The organism is Streptomyces sp. NPDC093984, assembly GCF_044764595.1.
Classification (GTDB): domain Bacteria; phylum Actinomycetota; class Actinomycetes; order Streptomycetales; family Streptomycetaceae; genus Streptomyces; species Streptomyces cynarae.
The window spans coordinates 443,811-461,610 of the sequence record NZ_JBIWIM010000004.1; the positions used below are offsets into that span (position 1 = coordinate 443,811).

The 17,800-nt window shown below is 72.3% G+C and carries 18 protein-coding genes; 8 read left to right on the top strand and 10 right to left on the bottom strand.

Annotation, left to right across the window (positions count from 1 at the left end):
• Positions 1–65: 65 nt before the first annotated feature.
• The 3 genes from ACIRC0_RS18020 to pdhA are packed head-to-tail and all read right to left on the bottom strand — an operon-like array spanning position 66 to position 3,606.
• Positions 66–1,460, bottom strand: a complete 1,395-nt coding sequence (locus ACIRC0_RS18020) for a dihydrolipoamide acetyltransferase family protein (protein ID WP_403617121.1) — start codon at positions 1,458–1,460, stop codon at positions 66–68.
• Positions 1,460–2,464 carry an alpha-ketoacid dehydrogenase subunit beta gene (locus tag ACIRC0_RS18025; RefSeq protein ID WP_403617122.1) on the bottom strand — a complete coding sequence of 335 codons (1,005 nt, stop codon included), beginning with the start codon at positions 2,462–2,464 and terminating at the stop codon, positions 1,460–1,462. The genes ACIRC0_RS18020 and ACIRC0_RS18025 overlap by 1 nt, the downstream gene beginning before the upstream one ends.
• Entirely contained in the window at positions 2,461–3,606 is a 1,146-nt protein-coding gene (gene pdhA, locus ACIRC0_RS18030; protein WP_403617123.1) for a pyruvate dehydrogenase (acetyl-transferring) E1 component subunit alpha, read from the bottom strand. Before pdhA ends, ACIRC0_RS18025 begins: the two co-directional genes overlap by 4 nt.
• A gap of 189 nt (positions 3,607–3,795) precedes the next feature.
• Here pdhA and ACIRC0_RS18035 point away from each other — a divergent pair, with 189 nt between their 5' ends.
• On the top strand, positions 3,796–4,281 hold the full coding sequence (locus tag ACIRC0_RS18035; protein WP_403617357.1) for an Lrp/AsnC family transcriptional regulator: 486 nt from the start codon (positions 3,796–3,798) through the stop codon (positions 4,279–4,281).
• Positions 4,282–4,328: 47 nt separating this feature from the next.
• On the opposite strand, the gene ACIRC0_RS18040 is transcribed toward ACIRC0_RS18035, so the two are convergent.
• Together ACIRC0_RS18040 and ACIRC0_RS18045 are read right to left on the bottom strand one after the other, a co-directional pair.
• Positions 4,329–4,919, bottom strand: a complete 591-nt coding sequence (locus tag ACIRC0_RS18040) for a TetR/AcrR family transcriptional regulator (RefSeq protein WP_403617124.1) — start codon at positions 4,917–4,919, stop codon at positions 4,329–4,331.
• Positions 4,916–6,430, bottom strand: a complete 1,515-nt coding sequence (locus ACIRC0_RS18045; protein WP_403617125.1) for a 3-hydroxyacyl-CoA dehydrogenase — start codon at positions 6,428–6,430, stop codon at positions 4,916–4,918. The genes ACIRC0_RS18040 and ACIRC0_RS18045 overlap by 4 nt, the downstream gene beginning before the upstream one ends.
• Positions 6,431–6,603: 173 nt before the next feature.
• On the opposite strand from ACIRC0_RS18045, the gene paaN reads away from it, so the two are divergent.
• Complete coding sequence (gene paaN, locus ACIRC0_RS18050) at positions 6,604–8,295, top strand: phenylacetic acid degradation protein PaaN (RefSeq protein WP_403617126.1); 1,692 nt, start codon at positions 6,604–6,606, stop codon at positions 8,293–8,295.
• Positions 8,296–8,302: 7 nt separating this feature from the next.
• Here paaN and ACIRC0_RS18055 read toward each other — a convergent pair whose 3' ends face one another.
• From ACIRC0_RS18055 to ACIRC0_RS18065, 3 genes are read right to left on the bottom strand one after another with little or no spacing between them, the layout of a single operon-like run.
• Positions 8,303–9,073, bottom strand: coding sequence for a TrmH family RNA methyltransferase (locus ACIRC0_RS18055; RefSeq protein WP_403617127.1), 771 nt, complete (start codon positions 9,071–9,073; stop codon positions 8,303–8,305).
• Between the two features lie 21 nt (positions 9,074–9,094).
• Positions 9,095–10,318, bottom strand: a complete 1,224-nt coding sequence (locus tag ACIRC0_RS18060; protein ID WP_403617128.1) for an HTTM domain-containing protein — start codon at positions 10,316–10,318, stop codon at positions 9,095–9,097.
• On the bottom strand, positions 10,318–11,172 hold the full coding sequence (locus ACIRC0_RS18065; protein WP_403617129.1) for a DUF5819 family protein: 855 nt from the start codon (positions 11,170–11,172) through the stop codon (positions 10,318–10,320). The genes ACIRC0_RS18060 and ACIRC0_RS18065 overlap by 1 nt, the downstream gene beginning before the upstream one ends.
• A gap of 295 nt (positions 11,173–11,467) precedes the next feature.
• On the opposite strand from ACIRC0_RS18065, the gene paaA reads away from it, so the two are divergent.
• From paaA to ACIRC0_RS18095, 6 genes are all read left to right on the top strand, one after another.
• On the top strand, positions 11,468–12,463 hold the full coding sequence (paaA, locus tag ACIRC0_RS18070; RefSeq protein WP_403617130.1) for a 1,2-phenylacetyl-CoA epoxidase subunit PaaA: 996 nt from the start codon (positions 11,468–11,470) through the stop codon (positions 12,461–12,463).
• On the top strand, positions 12,460–12,747 hold the full coding sequence (paaB, locus tag ACIRC0_RS18075; RefSeq protein ID WP_037614825.1) for a 1,2-phenylacetyl-CoA epoxidase subunit PaaB: 288 nt from the start codon (positions 12,460–12,462) through the stop codon (positions 12,745–12,747). The genes paaA and paaB overlap by 4 nt, the downstream gene beginning before the upstream one ends.
• On the top strand, positions 12,744–13,463 hold the full coding sequence (paaC, locus tag ACIRC0_RS18080; RefSeq protein WP_403617131.1) for a 1,2-phenylacetyl-CoA epoxidase subunit PaaC: 720 nt from the start codon (positions 12,744–12,746) through the stop codon (positions 13,461–13,463). The genes paaB and paaC overlap by 4 nt, the downstream gene beginning before the upstream one ends.
• The gene (gene paaD, locus ACIRC0_RS18085) at positions 13,457–13,999 is read left to right on the top strand and encodes a 1,2-phenylacetyl-CoA epoxidase subunit PaaD (protein ID WP_403617132.1); all 543 of its coding nucleotides are present in this window, start codon (positions 13,457–13,459) and stop codon (positions 13,997–13,999) included. Before paaC ends, paaD begins: the two co-directional genes overlap by 7 nt.
• Complete coding sequence (locus ACIRC0_RS18090; RefSeq protein ID WP_403617133.1) at positions 13,999–15,063, top strand: 2Fe-2S iron-sulfur cluster-binding protein; 1,065 nt, start codon at positions 13,999–14,001, stop codon at positions 15,061–15,063. Before paaD ends, ACIRC0_RS18090 begins: the two co-directional genes overlap by 1 nt.
• A 126-nt stretch (positions 15,064–15,189) precedes the next feature.
• Positions 15,190–16,326 carry an acyl-CoA dehydrogenase family protein gene (locus ACIRC0_RS18095; RefSeq protein WP_403617134.1) on the top strand — a complete coding sequence of 379 codons (1,137 nt, stop codon included), beginning with the start codon at positions 15,190–15,192 and terminating at the stop codon, positions 16,324–16,326.
• A gap of 163 nt (positions 16,327–16,489) precedes the next feature.
• Here the strand turns inward: ACIRC0_RS18095 and ACIRC0_RS18100 are convergent, their stop codons facing one another.
• Both ACIRC0_RS18100 and ACIRC0_RS18105 read right to left on the bottom strand, forming a co-directional pair.
• Complete coding sequence (locus tag ACIRC0_RS18100; RefSeq protein WP_403617358.1) at positions 16,490–16,819, bottom strand: rhodanese-like domain-containing protein; 330 nt, start codon at positions 16,817–16,819, stop codon at positions 16,490–16,492.
• 79 nt (positions 16,820–16,898) lie between these two features.
• A complete protein-coding gene (locus ACIRC0_RS18105) occupies positions 16,899–17,795 on the bottom strand; it encodes a hypothetical protein (RefSeq protein ID WP_403617135.1) in 897 nt (298 codons plus the stop codon).
• Positions 17,796–17,800: the final 5 nt, after the last annotated feature.

The window sequence follows — 17,800 nt, forward strand, 5'->3', positions numbered from 1 at the left end:
CCCGTTTCCGGGGCGAGGCGGCCGGGCCCGTTCCCCCGGGCGTGCGCCCGGGCCCGGCCGTCGGCTCAGAGGGTGCGCAGCAGCACCGCGGGCTGTTCCACGCAGTCCGCCACGTACCGCAGGAAGCCGCCTGCCGTGCCGCCGTCGCACACCCGGTGGTCGAAGGTGAGCGAGAGCTGCACGACCTGCCGCACCGCGAGCTCCCCGTCGTGCACCCAGGGCTTGGGGACGATACGGCCGACGCCGAGCATGGCCGCCTCGGGATGGTTGATGATCGGTGTCGAGCCGTCGACGCCGAACACCCCGTAGTTGTTCAGCGTGAACGTCCCGCCGGTGAGGTCCGCGGGGGTGAGGGTCCCGGCGCGCGCGGCCTCGGTGAGCCGCGCGAACTCCGCGGTCAGCGACTCGGCGTCCCGCGCGTGCGCGTCGCGTACGACGGGGACGACGAGCCCCCGCTCGGTCTGCGCGGCGAACCCGAGGTGCACCTGGTCGAGCCGGACGATCTCCCGGGCCTCCGTGTCGACGGTTGCGTTGAGTTCCGGGAACCGGGCGAGCGCGGCGGTGCAGATGCGGGCCAGCAGCGCGAGCAGGGAGATCTTCGGGCCGCCGGCCGCGTTCATCGCCGCCCGCGCGCGCATCAGCTCGGTCGCGTCGGCGTCCACCCAGCAGGTCGCGTCGGGGATCTCGCGCCGGCTCCGGGAGAGCTTGTCGGCGACGGCACCGCGCACGCCCTTGAGGGGGATACGGGTGCCTGCACGGGGCTCGGGGCGCTCGAGAAGAGCCGTCTCGGGCGCCGGAGCGGTCACCGTGGTCTTCGCCGCCTCCTCGCGGGCCGCCGTGGTCCTCAGGGCACCCTCCACGTCCGCCCGCAGGATCAGCCCGTCGGGTCCGGACCCCGTCAACCGCCGCAGGTCCAGGCCGTTCTGGCGGGCGAGCCTGCGGACCAGCGGGGAGATGACCGGGACGGGGCCGTCGGGGCGCTCCGGGACGGTGGGGCGCCGGGTGCGCAGTGGAGAGTCGGACACGGGCGGCTGGGCGGCGGACACCGGGGGCTCGGCGGCGGGCTCAGCCGTCCGGTGGCCTTCGGACGGTTCGCCGCCCGTGGGCCGTACGCCGGGCCGCGGTGGCCGTACCCTGCGGCGGCGTGCCGGAGCCGCCGACGTGCCGTATCCGACCAGCACGTTCCCGGACGACTCCGCCGCGGGTTCCGCCGGCGCGCCTACGGCGACCGTCAACAGCGGTGCCCCCACCGGCAGTTCCGAGCCCTCCTCGCCGTAGCGGGCCGTGACCACACCGCCGTAGGGGCAGGGCACCTCGACCATCGCCTTGGCCGTCTCCACCTCGACGACCGGCTGGTCGACCGCGACGACGTCCCCGACCTGCACCAGCCAGCGGACGATCTCGGCCTCGGTCAGTCCCTCCCCGAGGTCCGGCAGCCTGAACTCCAGCACCTGGGCCATCAGCTCTCCGCCTCCCACTGCAGGCGCCCCACGGCGTCCAGGATCCGGTCGACGCCCGGCAGGTGGTGCCGCTCCAGCATCGGCGGCGGATACGGGATGTCGAACCCGGCCACCCGCAGCACCGGCGCCTCCAGATAGTGGAAGCAGCGCTCCGTCACGCGCGCGGCGATCTCCCCTCCGGGACCGCCGAACCCGTTCGACTCGTGCACCACCACCGCCCGGCCCGTGCGGCGCACGGACGCGGTCACCGTCTCGTCGTCGAACGGCACCAGGGACCGAAGGTCCACGACTTCCAGGTCCCAGCCCTCGGCGCGCGCCGCCTCGGCCGCCTCCAGGCACACCGGCAACGACGGGCCGTAGGTGATCAGCGTGGCGCTCCGGCCCGGGCGCCGCACCACCGCACGGCCTATCGGCTCGACGGCCTCGGGCTCCTCGGGGTTCCAGGTGTCCTTGGACCAGTACAGCCGCTTGGGTTCCAGGAAGACGACCGGGTCGTCCGAGGCGATCGCGGCCCGCAGCAGCCCGTAGGCGTCGGCGACGGTCGCGGGCGTGACGACGTGGAGGCCCGGAGTCGCCATGTAGTACGCCTCGGAGGAGTCGCTGTGGTGCTCCACACCGCCGATGCCTCCCCCGTAGGGCACGCGGACGGTGATCGGCAGCGGCATCGCGCCACGGGTGCGGTTGCGCATACGCGCGACATGGCTGACCAGTTGCTCGAACGCGGGGTACGCGAACGCGTCGAACTGCATCTCGACGACCGGCCTGAGGCCGTACATCGCCATGCCGACGGCCGTGCCGAGGATGCCCGCCTCGGCGAGCGGCGTGTCCGTGCAGCGGTCGTCGCCGAACTCCTTGGCGAGCCCGTCGGTGACGCGGAAGACACCGCCGAGTGTGCCGACGTCCTCGCCCATGACGTGCACGGACGCATCGGCCGCCATGGCGTCGCGGAGCGCGCGCGTCAGGGCCTGGGCCATGGTGGCCGGCTTGAGGGCCACGGTCGTCATCGCCCGGCTCCTTCCGGTCCCGCGGCCTCCGCGTCCAGCTCCGCCCGCAACTGGGCCTCCTGCTCCCTCAGTTGGGTGGTGGGCTCGGCGTACACGTGGGCGAAGAGGTCCCTCGGGTCGAGCGCCGGGTCCTGGTTCATGCGCGTGCGCAGGTCGGCGGCCATGGCCTCGGCGTCCTCGCGCGCGGCCCGCATCCCGTCCTCGTCGAGCAGTCCGCGGTCCGTCAACTCCCGCTCCAGCAGCACGATCGGGTCGTGGTCGCGCCAGGCCTCGACCTCGGCGTCGGCGCGGTAGCGGGTCGCGTCGTCGGCGTTCGTGTGCGCGTCGAGGCGGTACGTCACCGCCTCGACGAGCGTGGGGCCGCCGCCCGCGCGCGCGTGCGCCACGGCGTCGGCGAGCACCTCGTGCACCGCGGCGGCGTCGTTGCCGTCGACCAGGCGGCCCGGCATGCCGTAGCCGACGGCCTTGTGGGCGAGGGAGGGAGCCGCGGTCTGTTTGGCGAGCGGCACGGAGATCGCGAAGCCGTTGTTCTGGACGAGGAAGACGACCGGTGCCTGCCAGACAGCGGCGAAGTTCATGGCTTCGTGGAAGTCGCCCTCACTGGTGCCGCCGTCGCCGACCAGGGCGAGCGCCACCACCTCGTCGCCCTTCAGGCGTGCGGCGTGGGCGAGGCCCACGGCGTGCGGCAGCTGGGTGGCGAGCGGGGTGCACAGGGGGGCCACGCGGTGCTCGTACGGGTCGTAGCCGGTGTGCCAGTCGCCGCGCAGCAGGGTCAGAGCCTGGACGGGGTCGACGCCGCGGGCGACGGCGGCGAGCGTGTCGCGGTAGCTGGGGAAGAGCCAGTCGTGCTCCTCCAGGACGAGCGCCGCGGCGACCTGGCAGGCCTCCTGCCCGGTGCTGGAGGGGTAGACGGCCAGGCGGCCCTGCTTGGTCAGCGCCGTCGCCTGCGCGTTGTACCGGCGTCCGCGCACCAGCTCGGCGTACAGCCGGCGCAGCAGCTCCGGGTCGGCCTTGGCGGCGGCCTCGGTGCCGAGGACGCGGTACGGCCGCGCGTCGGGCAGCAGCGGTGCGGGATCGGTACGGGGCTGCCAGGCGGGCGGCGGGGTCGGCCGGTAGGCACCCCGCTGCTCCATGACCGTCATGACGGCACCTCCTCGTGGGAGCGGCTTCAGGCGCGCCACGGGAGTGATGCGCCTCACCTACCGATTGTTCGGTCGACAGCACATTTTGGCTACAGGCCCCTCCAGGCTGTGGACAAACGGTTCTCCACACCCTGAGATGGACGCAGTACGTCCATGGTAGAGAGGCGGGGGTACATGGCATCTGAACAAATGGCCGAGCCCGCGGAGTACAGTCCCGTTCCGCCGTCCCCGCGTCCCCTCGACGCCATCGACCGGGACATCCTGCAACTGCTCCAGGCGGACGGCCGTGCCTCCATACGGGCGGTCGCCGAGCGCGTCCACGTCTCGCGCGCCAACGCCTACGCGCGGATCAACCGGCTCATCGAGGACGGGGTGATCCGCGGCTTCGGTGCCCGCGTCAACCACGAGCGCGCCGGTCAGGGCACATCGGCCTACATCACCCTGAAAATCGTCCAGAACTCCTGGCGCACCGTCCACGAACAGCTGCGCAGGCTTCCCGGTGCCGCCCACATCGCCCTGGTGGGCGGCGATTTCGACGTCCTGCTGCTGGTGCACACACCGGACAACCGGGCGCTGCGCGAGCTGGTCCTCACCCGGCTCCAGGCGATCCCCGAAGTGCTCAGCACGCGCACGCTGCTGGTGTTCGAGGAGGAGGACGTGGAGCCGGAGGGCTGAGGGGCCTCTCTTTCGGATCAGGTCGGCCGTCGAGCCACCAGGCCCGTTCAGGACTCCTTGCGGAGCCCGCCGAAGACCAGCCGCACGACCGCGTCGGACACTTCCCGCTCGCCCATGCCGCGTCCGTCGGGCCGGTACCACTCCACGATCGAGTTGATCATCCCGAAGACGAGCCGCGTGGCGAGCCGCACCTCCACGTCGCCGCGCACGTCCCCGTCGGCGGCGGCCGCCTTGAGCAGCTCGGCGACCCGGTGGTCGAACTCGCGGCGCCGCTCCAGCGCCCACCTCTCGGTGCCGGTGTTGCCGCGCACCCGCAGCAGCAGCGTGACATAAGGCAGTTCGGCGGTGAGCACCTCGACCATGCGCCTGACGACGTACTCCAACCGCTCCACCGGGCGCCCCTCGCGCGCGTGCTGCTCGTCGAGGATCCCGAACAGGCCGTCCAGGGCGCGGCTGACGGCGCGGCGCAGCAGCTCCTCCTTGCCGGCGACGTGGTGGTAGATCGAGGACTTGGAGATGCCCGCCGCCTTGGACAGGTGCTCCATGGAGGTGCCGTCGTAGCCGCGCTCGTTGAAGACCTGCACCGCGACGGAGAGCAGGCTCTCCGGGGTGTACGTGTCGCGCTTGGCGGTGGTCATGAGGTGCCCTCCCGCTTCTCGGAGGCGTACGCGTGGCGGTACAGCGCGAGGGACGGGGCGTACCGTCCGGAGGGGTCGCGCAGGTGCAGGTCGTCCAGGACGTCGTAGGCCCAGCCGCGGCCGAGCCTGCGGCTCCACTCGAAGGGGCCGACGGGGTAGTTGACGCCGAGGCGCATCGCGGTGTCGATGTCCTCCTCGGTGGCCACGCCCTTGGCGACGGCGTCGTGCGCGAGGTCGATGATGCGGGCCACCGTGCGCGCGACGATCATGCCGGGCACGTCCCCGATGACGCTGACGTCCTTGCCGAGCGCCTGGAAGAGCCCGGTGGCCTCGGCCAGGGTCTGCGCGGAGGTGTCCTGGGAGGCGGACAGGGCGATGCGGGTCGCCCTGCGGTAGTCGAGCGCCAGGTCGAAGTAGACGACGTCGCGGAACTCCATGGAGGTCTGCCCGTCGGCGAGGACGAGCTGGCCGCCGCTCGGCAGTACCAGGCGCGTGCCGTGGTCCTCGTCCTCCTCACGGACCCCGATACCCGCCTCGCGGATCAGCGCGAGCAGCTCGCAGGCGGGGCCGAGGTCGCCCTCGGCGACCACGTACGAGGGTGCCTGCGCCTTCTCCGCGGTGTGCGGCTCGGGCCGCTCGGCGCCGTCCGCGTAGTCGTACCAGCCACGTCCGCTCTTGCGGCCGAGCCGGCCCGACTCGACCAGCCGCCGCTGCGCGAGCGAGGGCGTGAAGCGCACGTCCTGGAAGAAGGACTCCCACACGGAACGGGTGACGGATTCGTTGACGTCCTGCCCGATCAGGTCGGTCAGCTCGAAGGCGCCCATCCGGAAGCCGCCCGACTCGCGCAGCACGGCGTCGATGGTGGCCGGGTCGGCGGCCTGCGCCTCGTACACCGCGAACGCCTCGGCGTAGAACGGCCGCGCGATGCGGTTGACGATGAAGCCGGGGGTGTCCGCGCAGGCGACGGGGGTCTTGCCCCAGGCGCGGGCCGTCTCGTACGCGCGCGTGGCCGACGTCACGTCGGTGGCGAACCCGGAGACGACCTCGACCAGCGGCAGCAGCGGCGCCGGGTTGAAGAAGTGCAGTCCGACGAAGCGGCCCGGGCCCCGCAGGGCACCGCCGATCGCGGTCACGGACAGGGAGGAGGTGTTGGTGGCGAGCAGGCAGTCCTCCCCGACGATGTCCTCCAGCTCGCGAAACAGCTGCTGTTTCACCTCGAGGCGTTCCAGGACCGCCTCCACCACGAGCGCGCAGTCCGCGAGCTCGGCCAGGCTCCCGGCGGGCAGCAGGCGGGCGCGTGCCGCGTCGCGCTCGGCGCCGGTGAGCCGGTCCTTCTCGACGAGCCGGTCGAGGCGCGCGCCGATCGCCGCGGCCGCCTCGCGGGCGCGGCCGGGGACGGAGTCGTACAGCCGCACCGGGTGGCCCGCGACCAGCGCGACCTGGGCTATGCCCTGGCCCATGGTGCCGGTGCCCACGACGGCCACGGGACTGCTGAGGTCGAGTGCTGTCATGTGCGCGATCCTCCCGCACGGGGTTGCCCACGGATGCGGCGGACCCCCTTGTCCACAGATACGGCGGACACTCTTGTCCCGACCGATCGTTCGGTTACTCTAACCCTGTCCGGCTGTTCCTGCCCAGGTCACGAGCTCAAGGGAGAGCTCTCAAGACGAGGAGTTGGTCCCGCATGGCCGCCGAACTCACCGCGCACCAGCTGATCGCCCAGCACCGGCCCACCCTCGACCAGGCGCTGGAAGCGATCCGTACGCGCGCGTACTGGTCCCCCCACCCCGAGCACCCCAAGGCCTACGGGGAGAACGGCAGCCTGGACGCGGCGGCGGGCAAGGCCGCCTTCGAGGCGCTCCTCGGCTCCCGCCTCGACCTCGGCCAGCCCGGCACCGACGACTTCACGGGCGGCGAGGTCTCCCCGTACGGCATCGAGCTGGGCATCACCTATCCGCACGCTGACATCGACGTACTGCTGCCCGCCATGCGCGCCGGTCAGAAGGCGTGGCGCGACGCGGGCGCGGAGATGCGCGCGATGGTGTGCCTGGAGATCCTCAAGCGCATCAGCGACCGGACGCACGAGTTCGCGCACGCGGTCATGCACACCAGCGGCCAGGCCTTCATGATGGCGTTCCAGGCAGGCGGCCCGCACGCACAGGACCGCGCCCTGGAGGCGGTGGCGTACGCGTACGCGGAGCAGGCCCGCACCCCCGACACCGCCGAGTGGACCAAGCCCCAGGGCAAGCGCGACCCGCTGGCGCTCACCAAGACCTTCAAGGCCGTGCCGCGCGGTATCGCGCTGGTCATCGGCTGCAACACCTTCCCGACGTGGAACGGCTACCCGGGCCTGTTCGCCTCCCTCGCCACCGGCAACGCGGTGCTGGTCAAGCCGCACCCGCGCGCGGTGCTGCCGCTCGCGCTCACGGTGCAGGCGGCCCGCCAGGTGCTCGCCGAGGCCGGCTTCGATGCGAACCTGGTGGCGCTCGTCGCCGAGCGCCCCGGCGAGGGCATCGCCAAGACGCTGGCCGTCCGCCCGGAGATCCGGATCATCGACTACACGGGTTCCACGGCGTTCGGCGACTGGCTGGAGGCCAACGCCCGCCAGGCCCAGGTCTACACGGAGAAGGCCGGCGTCAACACGGTGATCGTGGAGTCGACCGACAACTACAAGGGGATGCTGTCCAACCTGGCGTTCTCCCTCTCGCTGTACAGCGGCCAGATGTGCACCACCCCGCAGAACCTGCTGATCCCCCGGGACGGCATCACCACCGACGACGGCCCGAAGTCGTACGACGAAGTGGTCGCCGATCTGGCGAAGGCGGTCGACGGCCTGCTGGGAGACGACGCGCGGGCGAACGCGCTGCTCGGCGCGATCGTGAACCCGGACGTCAAGGCCCGCCTGGAAGCGGCGGCCGGGCTCGGCGAGGTCGCCCTGGCCTCGCGGGAGATCTCCAACCCGGAGTTCCCGAAGGCCGTCGTCCGCACCCCGGTCGTCATCAAGCTCGACGGCGCCAAGCCGGACGCCGAGGCCGCCTACATGAGCGAGTGCTTCGGCCCGGTCGCCTTCGCCGTCGCGGTGGACTCGGCGTCGGACGCGGTGGAGCTGCTGCGGCGCACGATCAGGGACAAGGGCGCGATGACCGTGGGTGCGTACACCACCTCGCAGGAGGTGGAGCAGGCCGTCGAGGAGGTCTGCCTGGAGGAGTCCGCCCAGCTCTCGCTCAACCTGACCGGCGGGGTGTACGTCAACCAGACGGCCGCCTTCTCCGATTTCCACGGCTCGGGCGGCAACCCCGCGGCCAACGCGACCCTGTGCGACGGGGCGTTCGTGGCGAACCGCTTCCGGGTGGTGGAGGTGCGCCGGGAGTCGTAGCACCGGCTCAGGCGGATGCGCCCCCGGTCGCGCTCCAGTGGTACAGCGTCATGGCCACGCTGGTCGCGAGGTTGTAGCTGGAGACCTGGGGGCGCATCGGCAGGGACACCAGGTGGTCGGTGCGGGCGCGCAGCTCGGCGGAGAGGCCGCTGCGCTCGGAGCCGAAAGCGAGCACGGCGTCGTCGGGGAGTTTCAGCCCGCGGATGTCGTCACCCTCCGGGTCCAGCGCGAAGAGGGGGCCGGGCGGCAGCTCGGCCACGGTCAGCCGCTCCACGGCGGTCGCGAAGTGCAGCCCCGCCCCGCCGCGGACCACCGTGGGGTGCCAGGGGTCGAGCGTGCCGGTCGTGACCACCCCGGTCGCGCCGAAGCCGGCCGCGAGCCGGATCACCGCGCCCGCGTTGCCCAGGTTGCGGGGGTTGTCGAGGACGACGACGGGGGCGGGGCGGGGCGTGCGCCGCAGCGTCTCCAGGTTGGCCTCGCGCGAGGGGCGCTCGGCGAGGGCCGCGACCCCGGTGGGGTGCGGGCGCGGTACGAGGGCCTGGTACGCGGCCTCGGGGACCTGCGTCAGCAGCGCGTCCAGGGTGTCCCGTACGTCTGGGGCGAGCTCGTCGGCCAGGGCGAGTGCCGCACCCCGGTCGGTGGTGACGGCGACCGGCACCCGCGCGTGGAAGCGGACCGCGTGCTTGAGCGCGTGGAAACCGTCGAGCAGCACGCAGGAGGCGGCGAGCCTGCGCCAGGTGGTCAGCGGGTCGGTGGCGCCGCGGGACGGGTCGGTCATGCTGTGCAGCCTACGTGCGGCTCAGGCCGGCGAGCCTGCCTGAGCGGCCTCGGTCGGCTCCTCGGTGGGCGGCCGGTGCGGGCGCGGGCGAGGCAGCGCCCGGGCGACACGGCCCGCGGCCAGGCGCCCACGCGCGTGTGACGCCCAGCCGCCCAGCCGGCGCAGGAAGGACGTCGGCAGGAACACGGCGTCGGCGGCGATCATCGCCAGGGAGAAGAACGGCAGCCCGAGGACCACGGCGATCACCGCGTGCTCGGTCATCATGCACACCAGCAGGACGTTCTTCACTCGCCGGTTGAAGAGGGTGAACGGGAACGCGACCTGCGCGGCGACCGTCCCGTAAGTCACCAGCAGCACCAGCGTGCCGTGCGCGGACAGCAGGTCGGACAGGGCGGGCCAGGGCGAGAAGGAGTCCAGGTGCAGCGGGTAGTAGACGGCGGTGCCGTCCTGCCAGCGCGAGCCCTGGATCTTGTACCAGCCGGCCGTCGAGTAGATCAGACACGCCTCGGCCATGATCACGAGCAGGGCGGCGTTGTGCACGAGGTTGGCGACGACGTCCAGCAGGATGCGGGGCTCGCCGTCCGGGGCGCGCCGGACGACGTACCACCACAGGCCCTGTACAGCCCACAGCCCCCAGTACACGGCAAGCCAGCCGGCGTCGAGCCGGCCCGCGCCCGTCACCAGGGCCAGCACGAGGCCGAGCACGCCCCACAGCACGGGCCCCGCCCGGTCGGGCCGGGGCCGCTCCCCACGCGCGCGTGCCGCACGGGCGCGCCGCTCGCGTCGCTCGTCCAGCGACCACACCTGCCCGCAGCGCGTGAAGACCAGGTAGATCGCCATCAGATGGATGACGTTGTCGCCGCCGTCGCCCATGAACACGCTGCGGTTCTGCAGCGACAGCACGCCCACCATGAACAGCACGGACATCGCGCGGGTGCGCCATCCCACGAGGAAAAGGGCGCTCGACAGCACGGCGAGGACGTACACGGCCTCGAACCAGAGCTGGCTGCCGGCCCACATCAGGATCGTGAAGGCGTGGTTGTCCGCGATGAGCTGCCGGGCCAGGTCCCAGCCCCACGGCCCGTCGGGTCCGTACATCTCCTGGCGGTGGGGGAGCTCCCGCAGCAGGAACAGCAGCCAGGTGGCCGCGAAACCGATGCGTACGACCGCGGTCTGGTACGGGCCGAGGGCGGCGTCGGCGACTCGTGCGATGCCGCGCGAGACGGACAGGGCGACACGGTTCATCAGGCGCTCGCCCCCGTCCGCTCGACGTCCGGAAGCGGCCACCAGGGCAACTGGCGGTACACGGGCGTGCTGGACACCTGTTCGTCGCTCCACTTGGGCGGCGGCACGTTGGTGGTGCGGGAGCGGACCTGGACGCTCTCGAGGGTCTCGCCGTGGCCTGCCGCGTGCTCCCGGTCGAGACGCACCACGACCACGCGGCGCAGATAGTCCTCGGACAGGGCGCCGCGCAGGCCCGCCGGGCGGTTCTCGCCGTCGTGCGAGGCGACGTAGAAGTCCAGGGCGCGACGCAGTTCGTTCTGCTGGGTGTGGCTCGGCAGCAGATTGCCGTGGATGGCGTCGCCGTCGAGCGCCGACAGGTCGTACCAGCCGGTCGTGCGCTCTGAGCCGTCCCGGGTGCGCACCTCGGCGCGGACCTGGACGTCGATGTTCTGCTGCAGCGGGTTGGGGGCGAACAGCTTCCAGTTCTGTTCGAACTCCGGGTAGATCCAGTCGTCGATCGCCTTGCCGTGCTTCTTCGTGAGTGTGTTCGGGGGCGCGACGTGCAGGAACACCATGCCCATATGCACACAGGCGGCGACCGCGACGACCGCGAGCACCAGCGCGGCGGCGACCTGGTAGCGGAGCGAGAGGGCGGCTATGCCGGTGCGGGGCGCGGGGGCCGGGGCGGTGGATTCCGGGGGAGCTGATTCCGGGAAGGCGGCGGTCTCGGCGGGAGGGGCAACCCAGGCGTCCCTCTGTTCCTCCTGCCCCTCGGCGACGTCCGTCGCGGCGCCCTCGGGCAGGGCGGAGAGCGGGTCGGCACGGTCGCCCGGCCGATCCCGCCGGGCGTCCGGTCCCTTGTCGTACGCGTCCATCCCGCCCCGTCTCCCGAGCTCTCCCGCCGTGATGCCCCTGTCCTCCGGCCGGGCCGTCACCTGCCGTGTACGCGGCGGGCCGCGCGGCTCGCCTCACCCGTTCGCAGCACGCCGGGCATGCGCACCCGGAACGGTACTCAGCCCCGCCCGCCCCGCACAGCCCAATCGGCACAGCGGCCGGACGGTCGCCGCAGCTTGTCCACAGCGGTTGACACCCTACGGCGCCCCGCCTCACCATTGAATCGACCGGACCGAACGATCGGTCGGGAAAAGGCGAACTGGTCAGGGGGACCGCATGGCGACAGCAGCAGCGCACCGGACGGCCCGCGCGGACGGCACAGAGGCGGACGCGACGGCGTACGAGGCCGTGTTCGACGCCGCCGTGGCCGCCGACGAGCGCATCGAGCCACGCGACTGGATGCCCGACGCCTACCGCGCCACCCTCGTCCGGCAGATCGCCCAGCACGCGCACTCAGAGATCATCGGCATGCAGCCGGAGGCCAACTGGATCACGCGCGCTCCCTCACTGCGCCGCAAGGCGATCCTGATGGCCAAGGTCCAGGACGAGGCGGGCCACGGACTGTATCTGTACAGCGCGGCGGAGACGCTCGGCACCAGCCGCGACGAGCTGCTCGACAAGCTGCACACGGGCCGCCAGAAGTATTCGTCGATCTTCAACTACCCGACGCTGACGTGGGCCGACGTCGGCGCCATCGGCTGGCTGGTGGACGGCGCGGCGATCACCAACCAGGTGCCCCTGTGCCGCTGCTCCTACGGGCCGTACGCGCGCGCGATGGTCCGCATCTGCAAGGAGGAGTCCTTCCACCAGCGCCAGGGCTACGAGCTGCTGCTGACCCTCAGCCGCGGCACACCGGAGCAGCACGCGATGGCGCAGGACGCCGTGAACCGCTGGTGGTGGCCGTCCCTCATGATGTTCGGCCCGCCCGACGACGAGTCCGCCCACTCCGCGCAGTCGATGGCCTGGAAGATCAAGCGGCACTCGAACGACGAGCTGCGCCAGCGCTTCGTCGACATCTGCGTCCCCCAGGCAAAGTCCCTGGGCCTGACCCTCCCCGACCCGGACCTGAAGTGGAACGAGGAGCGGGGGCACCACGACTTCGGCCCCATCGACTGGACGGAGTTCTGGGAGGTCCTCAAGGGCAACGGCCCCTGCAACGAGCAGCGGCTGACCCAGCGCAGGCAGGCCCACGAGGACGGCGCCTGGGTACGGGAGGCAGCCGCGGCATACGCGGCGAAGCACAACGGCGGGACGGGAGAGCAGCACGCATGACGAACACCGACTGGCCCCTGTGGGAGGTCTTCGTGCGCTCACGCCGCGGCCTTTCCCACACCCACGCCGGCAGCCTGCACGCCCCGGACGCCGAGCTGGCCCTGCGCAACGCGCGCGACCTGTACACCCGGCGCGGCGAGGGCGTCTCGATCTGGGTGGTGCCCTCCGCCGCGATCACCGCGTCCTCGCCGGACGAGAAGGACCCGTTCTTCGAACCGGCCGCCGACAAGCCGTACCGGCACCCGACGTTCTACGAGATCCCGGAAGGGGTGAAGCACCTGTGACCGTCACCGCGCACACCGCGGCCGCCCTGGCCCTCGGCGACGACGCCCTAGTGCTCTCGCACCGCCTGGGGGAGTGGGCGGGCCACGCGCCGGTACTGGAGGAGGAGGTCGCCCTCGCCAACATCGCCCTCGACCTGCTCGGCCAGGCCCGCGTGCTGCTGTCCATGGCGGGCGACGAGGACGAGCTGGCGTACCTGCGCGAGGAGCGCGCCTTCCGCAACCTGCAACTGGTGGAGCAGCCGAACGGCGACTTCGCCCACACCATCGCCCGTCAGCTGTACTTCTCGACCTACCAGCGGCTCCTGTACAGCGAACTCGCCGCCGGGGACAGCGAGTTCGCCGGGCTCGCGGCCAAGGCGGTCAAGGAGGTCGCCTACCACCAGGACCACGCCGAACAGTGGACGCTGCGGCTCGGCGACGGCACCGACATGAGCCATGAGCGGATGCGTCGCGCGTGCGAGGCGCTGTGGCGGTACACGGCAGAGATGTTCCAACCGGTGGAGGGCGCGGACGTCGACTGGACCGGCATGGAGCAGGCCTGGCTGGACTCGGTCGGCGAGATCCTGCGCCGGGCCACCCTCGAAGTCCCCCAGGGACCGCGAACCGGGGCCTGGACCGCGGGCGCGGGACGGCAGGGCCTGCACACCGAACCGTTCGGGCGGATGCTCGCCGAGATGCAGCATCTGCACCGCAGCCACCCGGGGGCGTCATGGTGACCGCCACGGCCCTCGAAGAGGAACTGCGCCGGCTCGCCGGCTCCGTTCCCGACCCCGAGCTGCCCGTGCTCACCCTGGAGGAGCTGGGCGTTCTCCGGTCCGTCCATGTCCGCGGCACGGACGCGGTGGAGGTCGAGCTGACCCCGACGTACACGGGATGCCCCGCGCTCGAAGCAATGTCCGTGGACATAGAGCGGGTGCTGCGCGAGCACGGCGTACGGGAGGTCGTCGTACGCACGGTCCTCAGCCCCGCCTGGTCGACGGACGACATCTCCGAGGAGGGCCGCCGCAAGCTGAAGGAGTTCGGGATAGCGCCCCCTCGCGTCCGCGGACGGCACACGTCGGGCCCGGTGCCCGTGGAGCTGGGCCCCACCCGTACCGTCGCCGACTCCGCCGAGGCGGACACGCCCGTGCGCTGCCCGTTCTGCGGGTCCGCCGAGACCGAGCTGCTCAGCCGTTTCTCGTCCACCGCCTGCAAGGCGCTGCGCCGCTGCCTCGCCTGCCGTGAGCCGTTCGACCACTTCAAGGAGTTGTGATGGCCCGATTCCACCCGCTCCCGGTGGCCTCGGTGGAGCGGCTCACCGACGACTCCGTGGCCCTGACCTTCGCCGTGCCGCCCGCACTGCGGGAGGAATACCGGCATGCGCCCGGCCAGCACCTCGCGCTGCGCCGCACCGCCGACGGCAGGGAGATACGGCGTACGTACTCGATCTGCTCCCCCGCTCCGGCACCGGACGAAGAGGGCCCGCACACGCTGCGGGTCGGCGTGCGGCTGGTCGAGGGCGGAGCCTTCTCGACCTACGCGCTCAAGGAGATCGCCGAGGGCGACGAGCTGGAGGTGATGACACCGGCGGGACGGTTCACGCTCGAGCCGGCACCCGGGCTGTACGCGGCGGTGGTGGGCGGCAGCGGCATCACCCCGGTGCTGTCGATCGTGACGACACTCCTGGAGCGGGAACCCGGCGCGCGGTTCTGCCTCATACGCAGCGACCGCACGACGGCCTCGACGATGTTCCTGGAGGAGGTCGCCGACCTCAAGGACCGCTACCCGGAGCGGTTCCAGCTCGTCACGGTGCTCTCCCGGGAGGAACAGCAGGCGGGACTTCCCTCCGGGCGGCTCGACCGGGAGCGGCTGGCCCGGCTGGTGCCCGCACTGCTGCCGGTGGAGAAGGTCGCCGGCTGGTTCCTGTGCGGACCGTTCGGACTGGTGCAGTCGGCGGAGCGGGCGCTGCGCAGGCTGGGAGTTCCACGGACACGGATCCACGAAGAGATCTTCCATGTGGAAGACGGAGCCGTGACCACGCCGTCCGCTCCGGCCCCCGCGCACAGCAGGGTGACCGCGCGACTCGACGGACGCGGCGGAACCTGGCCGGTCCACGACGGCGAGTCGCTGCTGGAGACGGTTCTGCGCAACCGTCCCGACGCGCCCTACGCCTGCAAGGGCGGCGTGTGCGGGACCTGCCGGGCCTTCCTGGTCTCGGGCGAGGTACGGATGGACCGCAACTTCGCGCTCGAGCCGGAGGAGACGGAGGCCGGATATGTGCTGGCGTGCCAGTCGCATCCAGTCACGGAGACGGTGGAGCTGGACTTCGACCGGTGAGCGCTCCCCACGGAGCCGCTCGCCAGGCGTTCCCAGGGAAGGCCTGTCCGCGGACCGTTCCCTTCTTCTAGAACCTGTTCTATCTTGACGGACCGTCAGATCAGCGGACCGCCAGGAGGACAGGCCGTGGACTTCACCTTCAGCGAGGAGCAGCAGGCGGCAGTCGAGGCGGCGAGGGCCGTGTTCGCCGGGGTCGCACCGGACGGAGTGCCCAGCCCCGCACTGACCGCCGGCGCCGTCGCCGACGACTTCGACCGGACGCTGTGGGCGCGACTCGCCGACGCGGACCTGCTCAGCCTGCTGCTGGACGGGGAATACGGCGGCGCGGGTCTCGACGCGATCGCCCTCTGCCTGGTGCTGCGGGAGTCGGCCAAGGTACTCGCACGGGTGCCGCTGCTGGAGAACACGGCGGCGGCGGTCGCCGTACAGACCTACGGCAGCGCGGAGTTGAAGGAGGAACTGCTCGCACGGACCGGCCGGGGAGAAACCGTCCTCACGGTCGCCGCACACGGCCGGACCGGGCACGACCCCGCCGATCTCGCAGTGGTGGCACGGCAGGAGGGCGACACCTGGGTGCTGGAGGGGACACAGACGGCAGTGCCGTGGGCATACAACGCCGACGCCGTCCTCCTACCGGCCCACACCGACGATTCCGGCCGCGCCGTCCTCGCCCTGGTGCCGCGCACGCACGAGAGTGCCGTTCTGGCCGAGCAGCTCTCCACGACCGGGGAGCGGCTCGCCGAGCTGCGCCTGGAGTCGGCACGGATCGCCGGACGGTATGTGCTCGACACCGAGGGGGCCTGGGAGTGGCTGCGCCTGCTGCTCACCACCGGGACCTGCGCGCTCGCGCTCGGCCTCGCCGAGGCCGCGCTGAGGATGACGAGCGAGTACGCCGGCAAGCGGGAACAGTTCGGCCACCCCATCGCCACGTTCCAGGCGGTCGCGGTGCAGGCCGCCGACCGGTACATGGACCTGCGCGCCATGGAGGCCACACTGTGGCAGGCCGCGTGGCGGATCACGTCCGGCACGGCGGGAGCGCTGCCGGCGGCCGGGGACGTGGCGGTGGCGAAGATCTGGGCTTCGGACGGCGTACGGCGGGTGGTGCAGACCGCGCAGCATCTGCACGGCGGCTTCGGCGCCGACACCGACTACCCCCTGCACCGGTACCACGCCTGGGCCAAGCACCTGGAGCTGTCACTCGGCCCGGCGGCGGCACACGAGGAGAGCCTGGGCGACCTGCTGGCGGCGCACCCGCTGGGCTGAGCGGGCCGCCCCGCTCGCAAAAGTCCCCGGCCGGACCACAGCCCGACGTCCCGGGGCCGACCACAGCCCGACGTCCCGGGGCCGGACCACAGCCCGACGTCCCAAGACCGGCCGACGGCCCGATGTTCCGGGGCCGGACTGCGGCACGAGCTCCGGAGCCGTACTACAGCACGACGCCGGGCTCGCCCTTGGCGTCCACGACCGGCCGGCCCTCGGCAGCCCACACCTGCATGCCGCCATCGACGTTCACCGCGTCGATGCCCTGCTGGACCAGGTACATCGCCACCTGAGCCGAACGGCCCCCCGAGCGGCAGATCACATGCACCCGGCCGTCCTGCGGCGCCGCCTCGGTGAACTCTCCGTAGCGTGCGACGAACTCGCTGAGGGGGATGTGCAGCGCCCCCTCGGCGTGACCCGCCCGCCACTCGTCGTCCTCGCGGACGTCCAGCAGGAAGTCGTCATCCTTGAGGTCCGCGACCCCGACCGTGGGCACACCAGCTCCGAAATGCATACCCCGACGCTACCCGACGCCGACGCGGACGTGCCCGCCATCGTCGACCGCCGCGACGGGCTCAGCCGCGCAGCGCCTCCAGCTCGGCTTCCTTCTGCGCGACCTGGGCCAGCAACTGCTCCGCGATCTCCTCGAGGAGAGCGTCCGGGTCGTCGGGGGCCAGCCGCAGCATCGAGCCGATCGCACCCTCCTCCAGCTCCCGGGCCACCAGCGTGAGCAGTTCCTTGCGCCGCGAGAGCCACTCGAGACGGGCGTAGAGCTCCTCGCTGTGACTCGGCCGACGCTCCTCGGGGACGGGGCCGGCGGCCCACTCCTCGGACAGCTCCCGCAGCAGGGCCTCGTCGCCGCGGGCGTAGGCGACGTTGACCCGGGCGATGAACTCGTCCCGCCGTTTGCGCTCGTCCTCGTCCTGGGCGAGGTCGGGGTGGGCCTTGCGGGCCAGCTCGCGGTAGAGCTTGCGCGCCTCCTCGCTGGGCCGCACGCGCTGCGGAGGCCGCACGGGCTGATCCGTCAGCATGGCCTGCGCCTCCGGGAACAGCCCCCCGGAGTCCATCCAGCCGTGGAACAGCTCCTCCACACCCGGCATCGGCACGACCCGGGCACGTGCCTCATGGGCACGGCGTATGTCCTCCGGATCCTGGGTGCGGGCGGCCCGCGCCTCGGCGATCTCCGCGTCCAGCTCCTCCAGGCGCGCGTACACGGGGCCGAGCTTCTGGTGGTGCAACCGAGAGAAGTTCTCGACCTCCACACGGAAGGTCTCCACGGCGATCTCGTACTCGATCAACGCCTGCTCGGCGGCCCGCACGGCCCGCTCCAGCCGCTCCTCGGGCCGCGCCCCGGCACCCCCGGCCCCGCCGGAACCGGCGGTGCCCTCGGCCCCGCCCGAACCGGTGCCCTCGGCAACCGGCTCCTCGGCCTCGGACACGGTCTGGCTCTGCTCGGCATCGGGCGTCGTCACCGCAC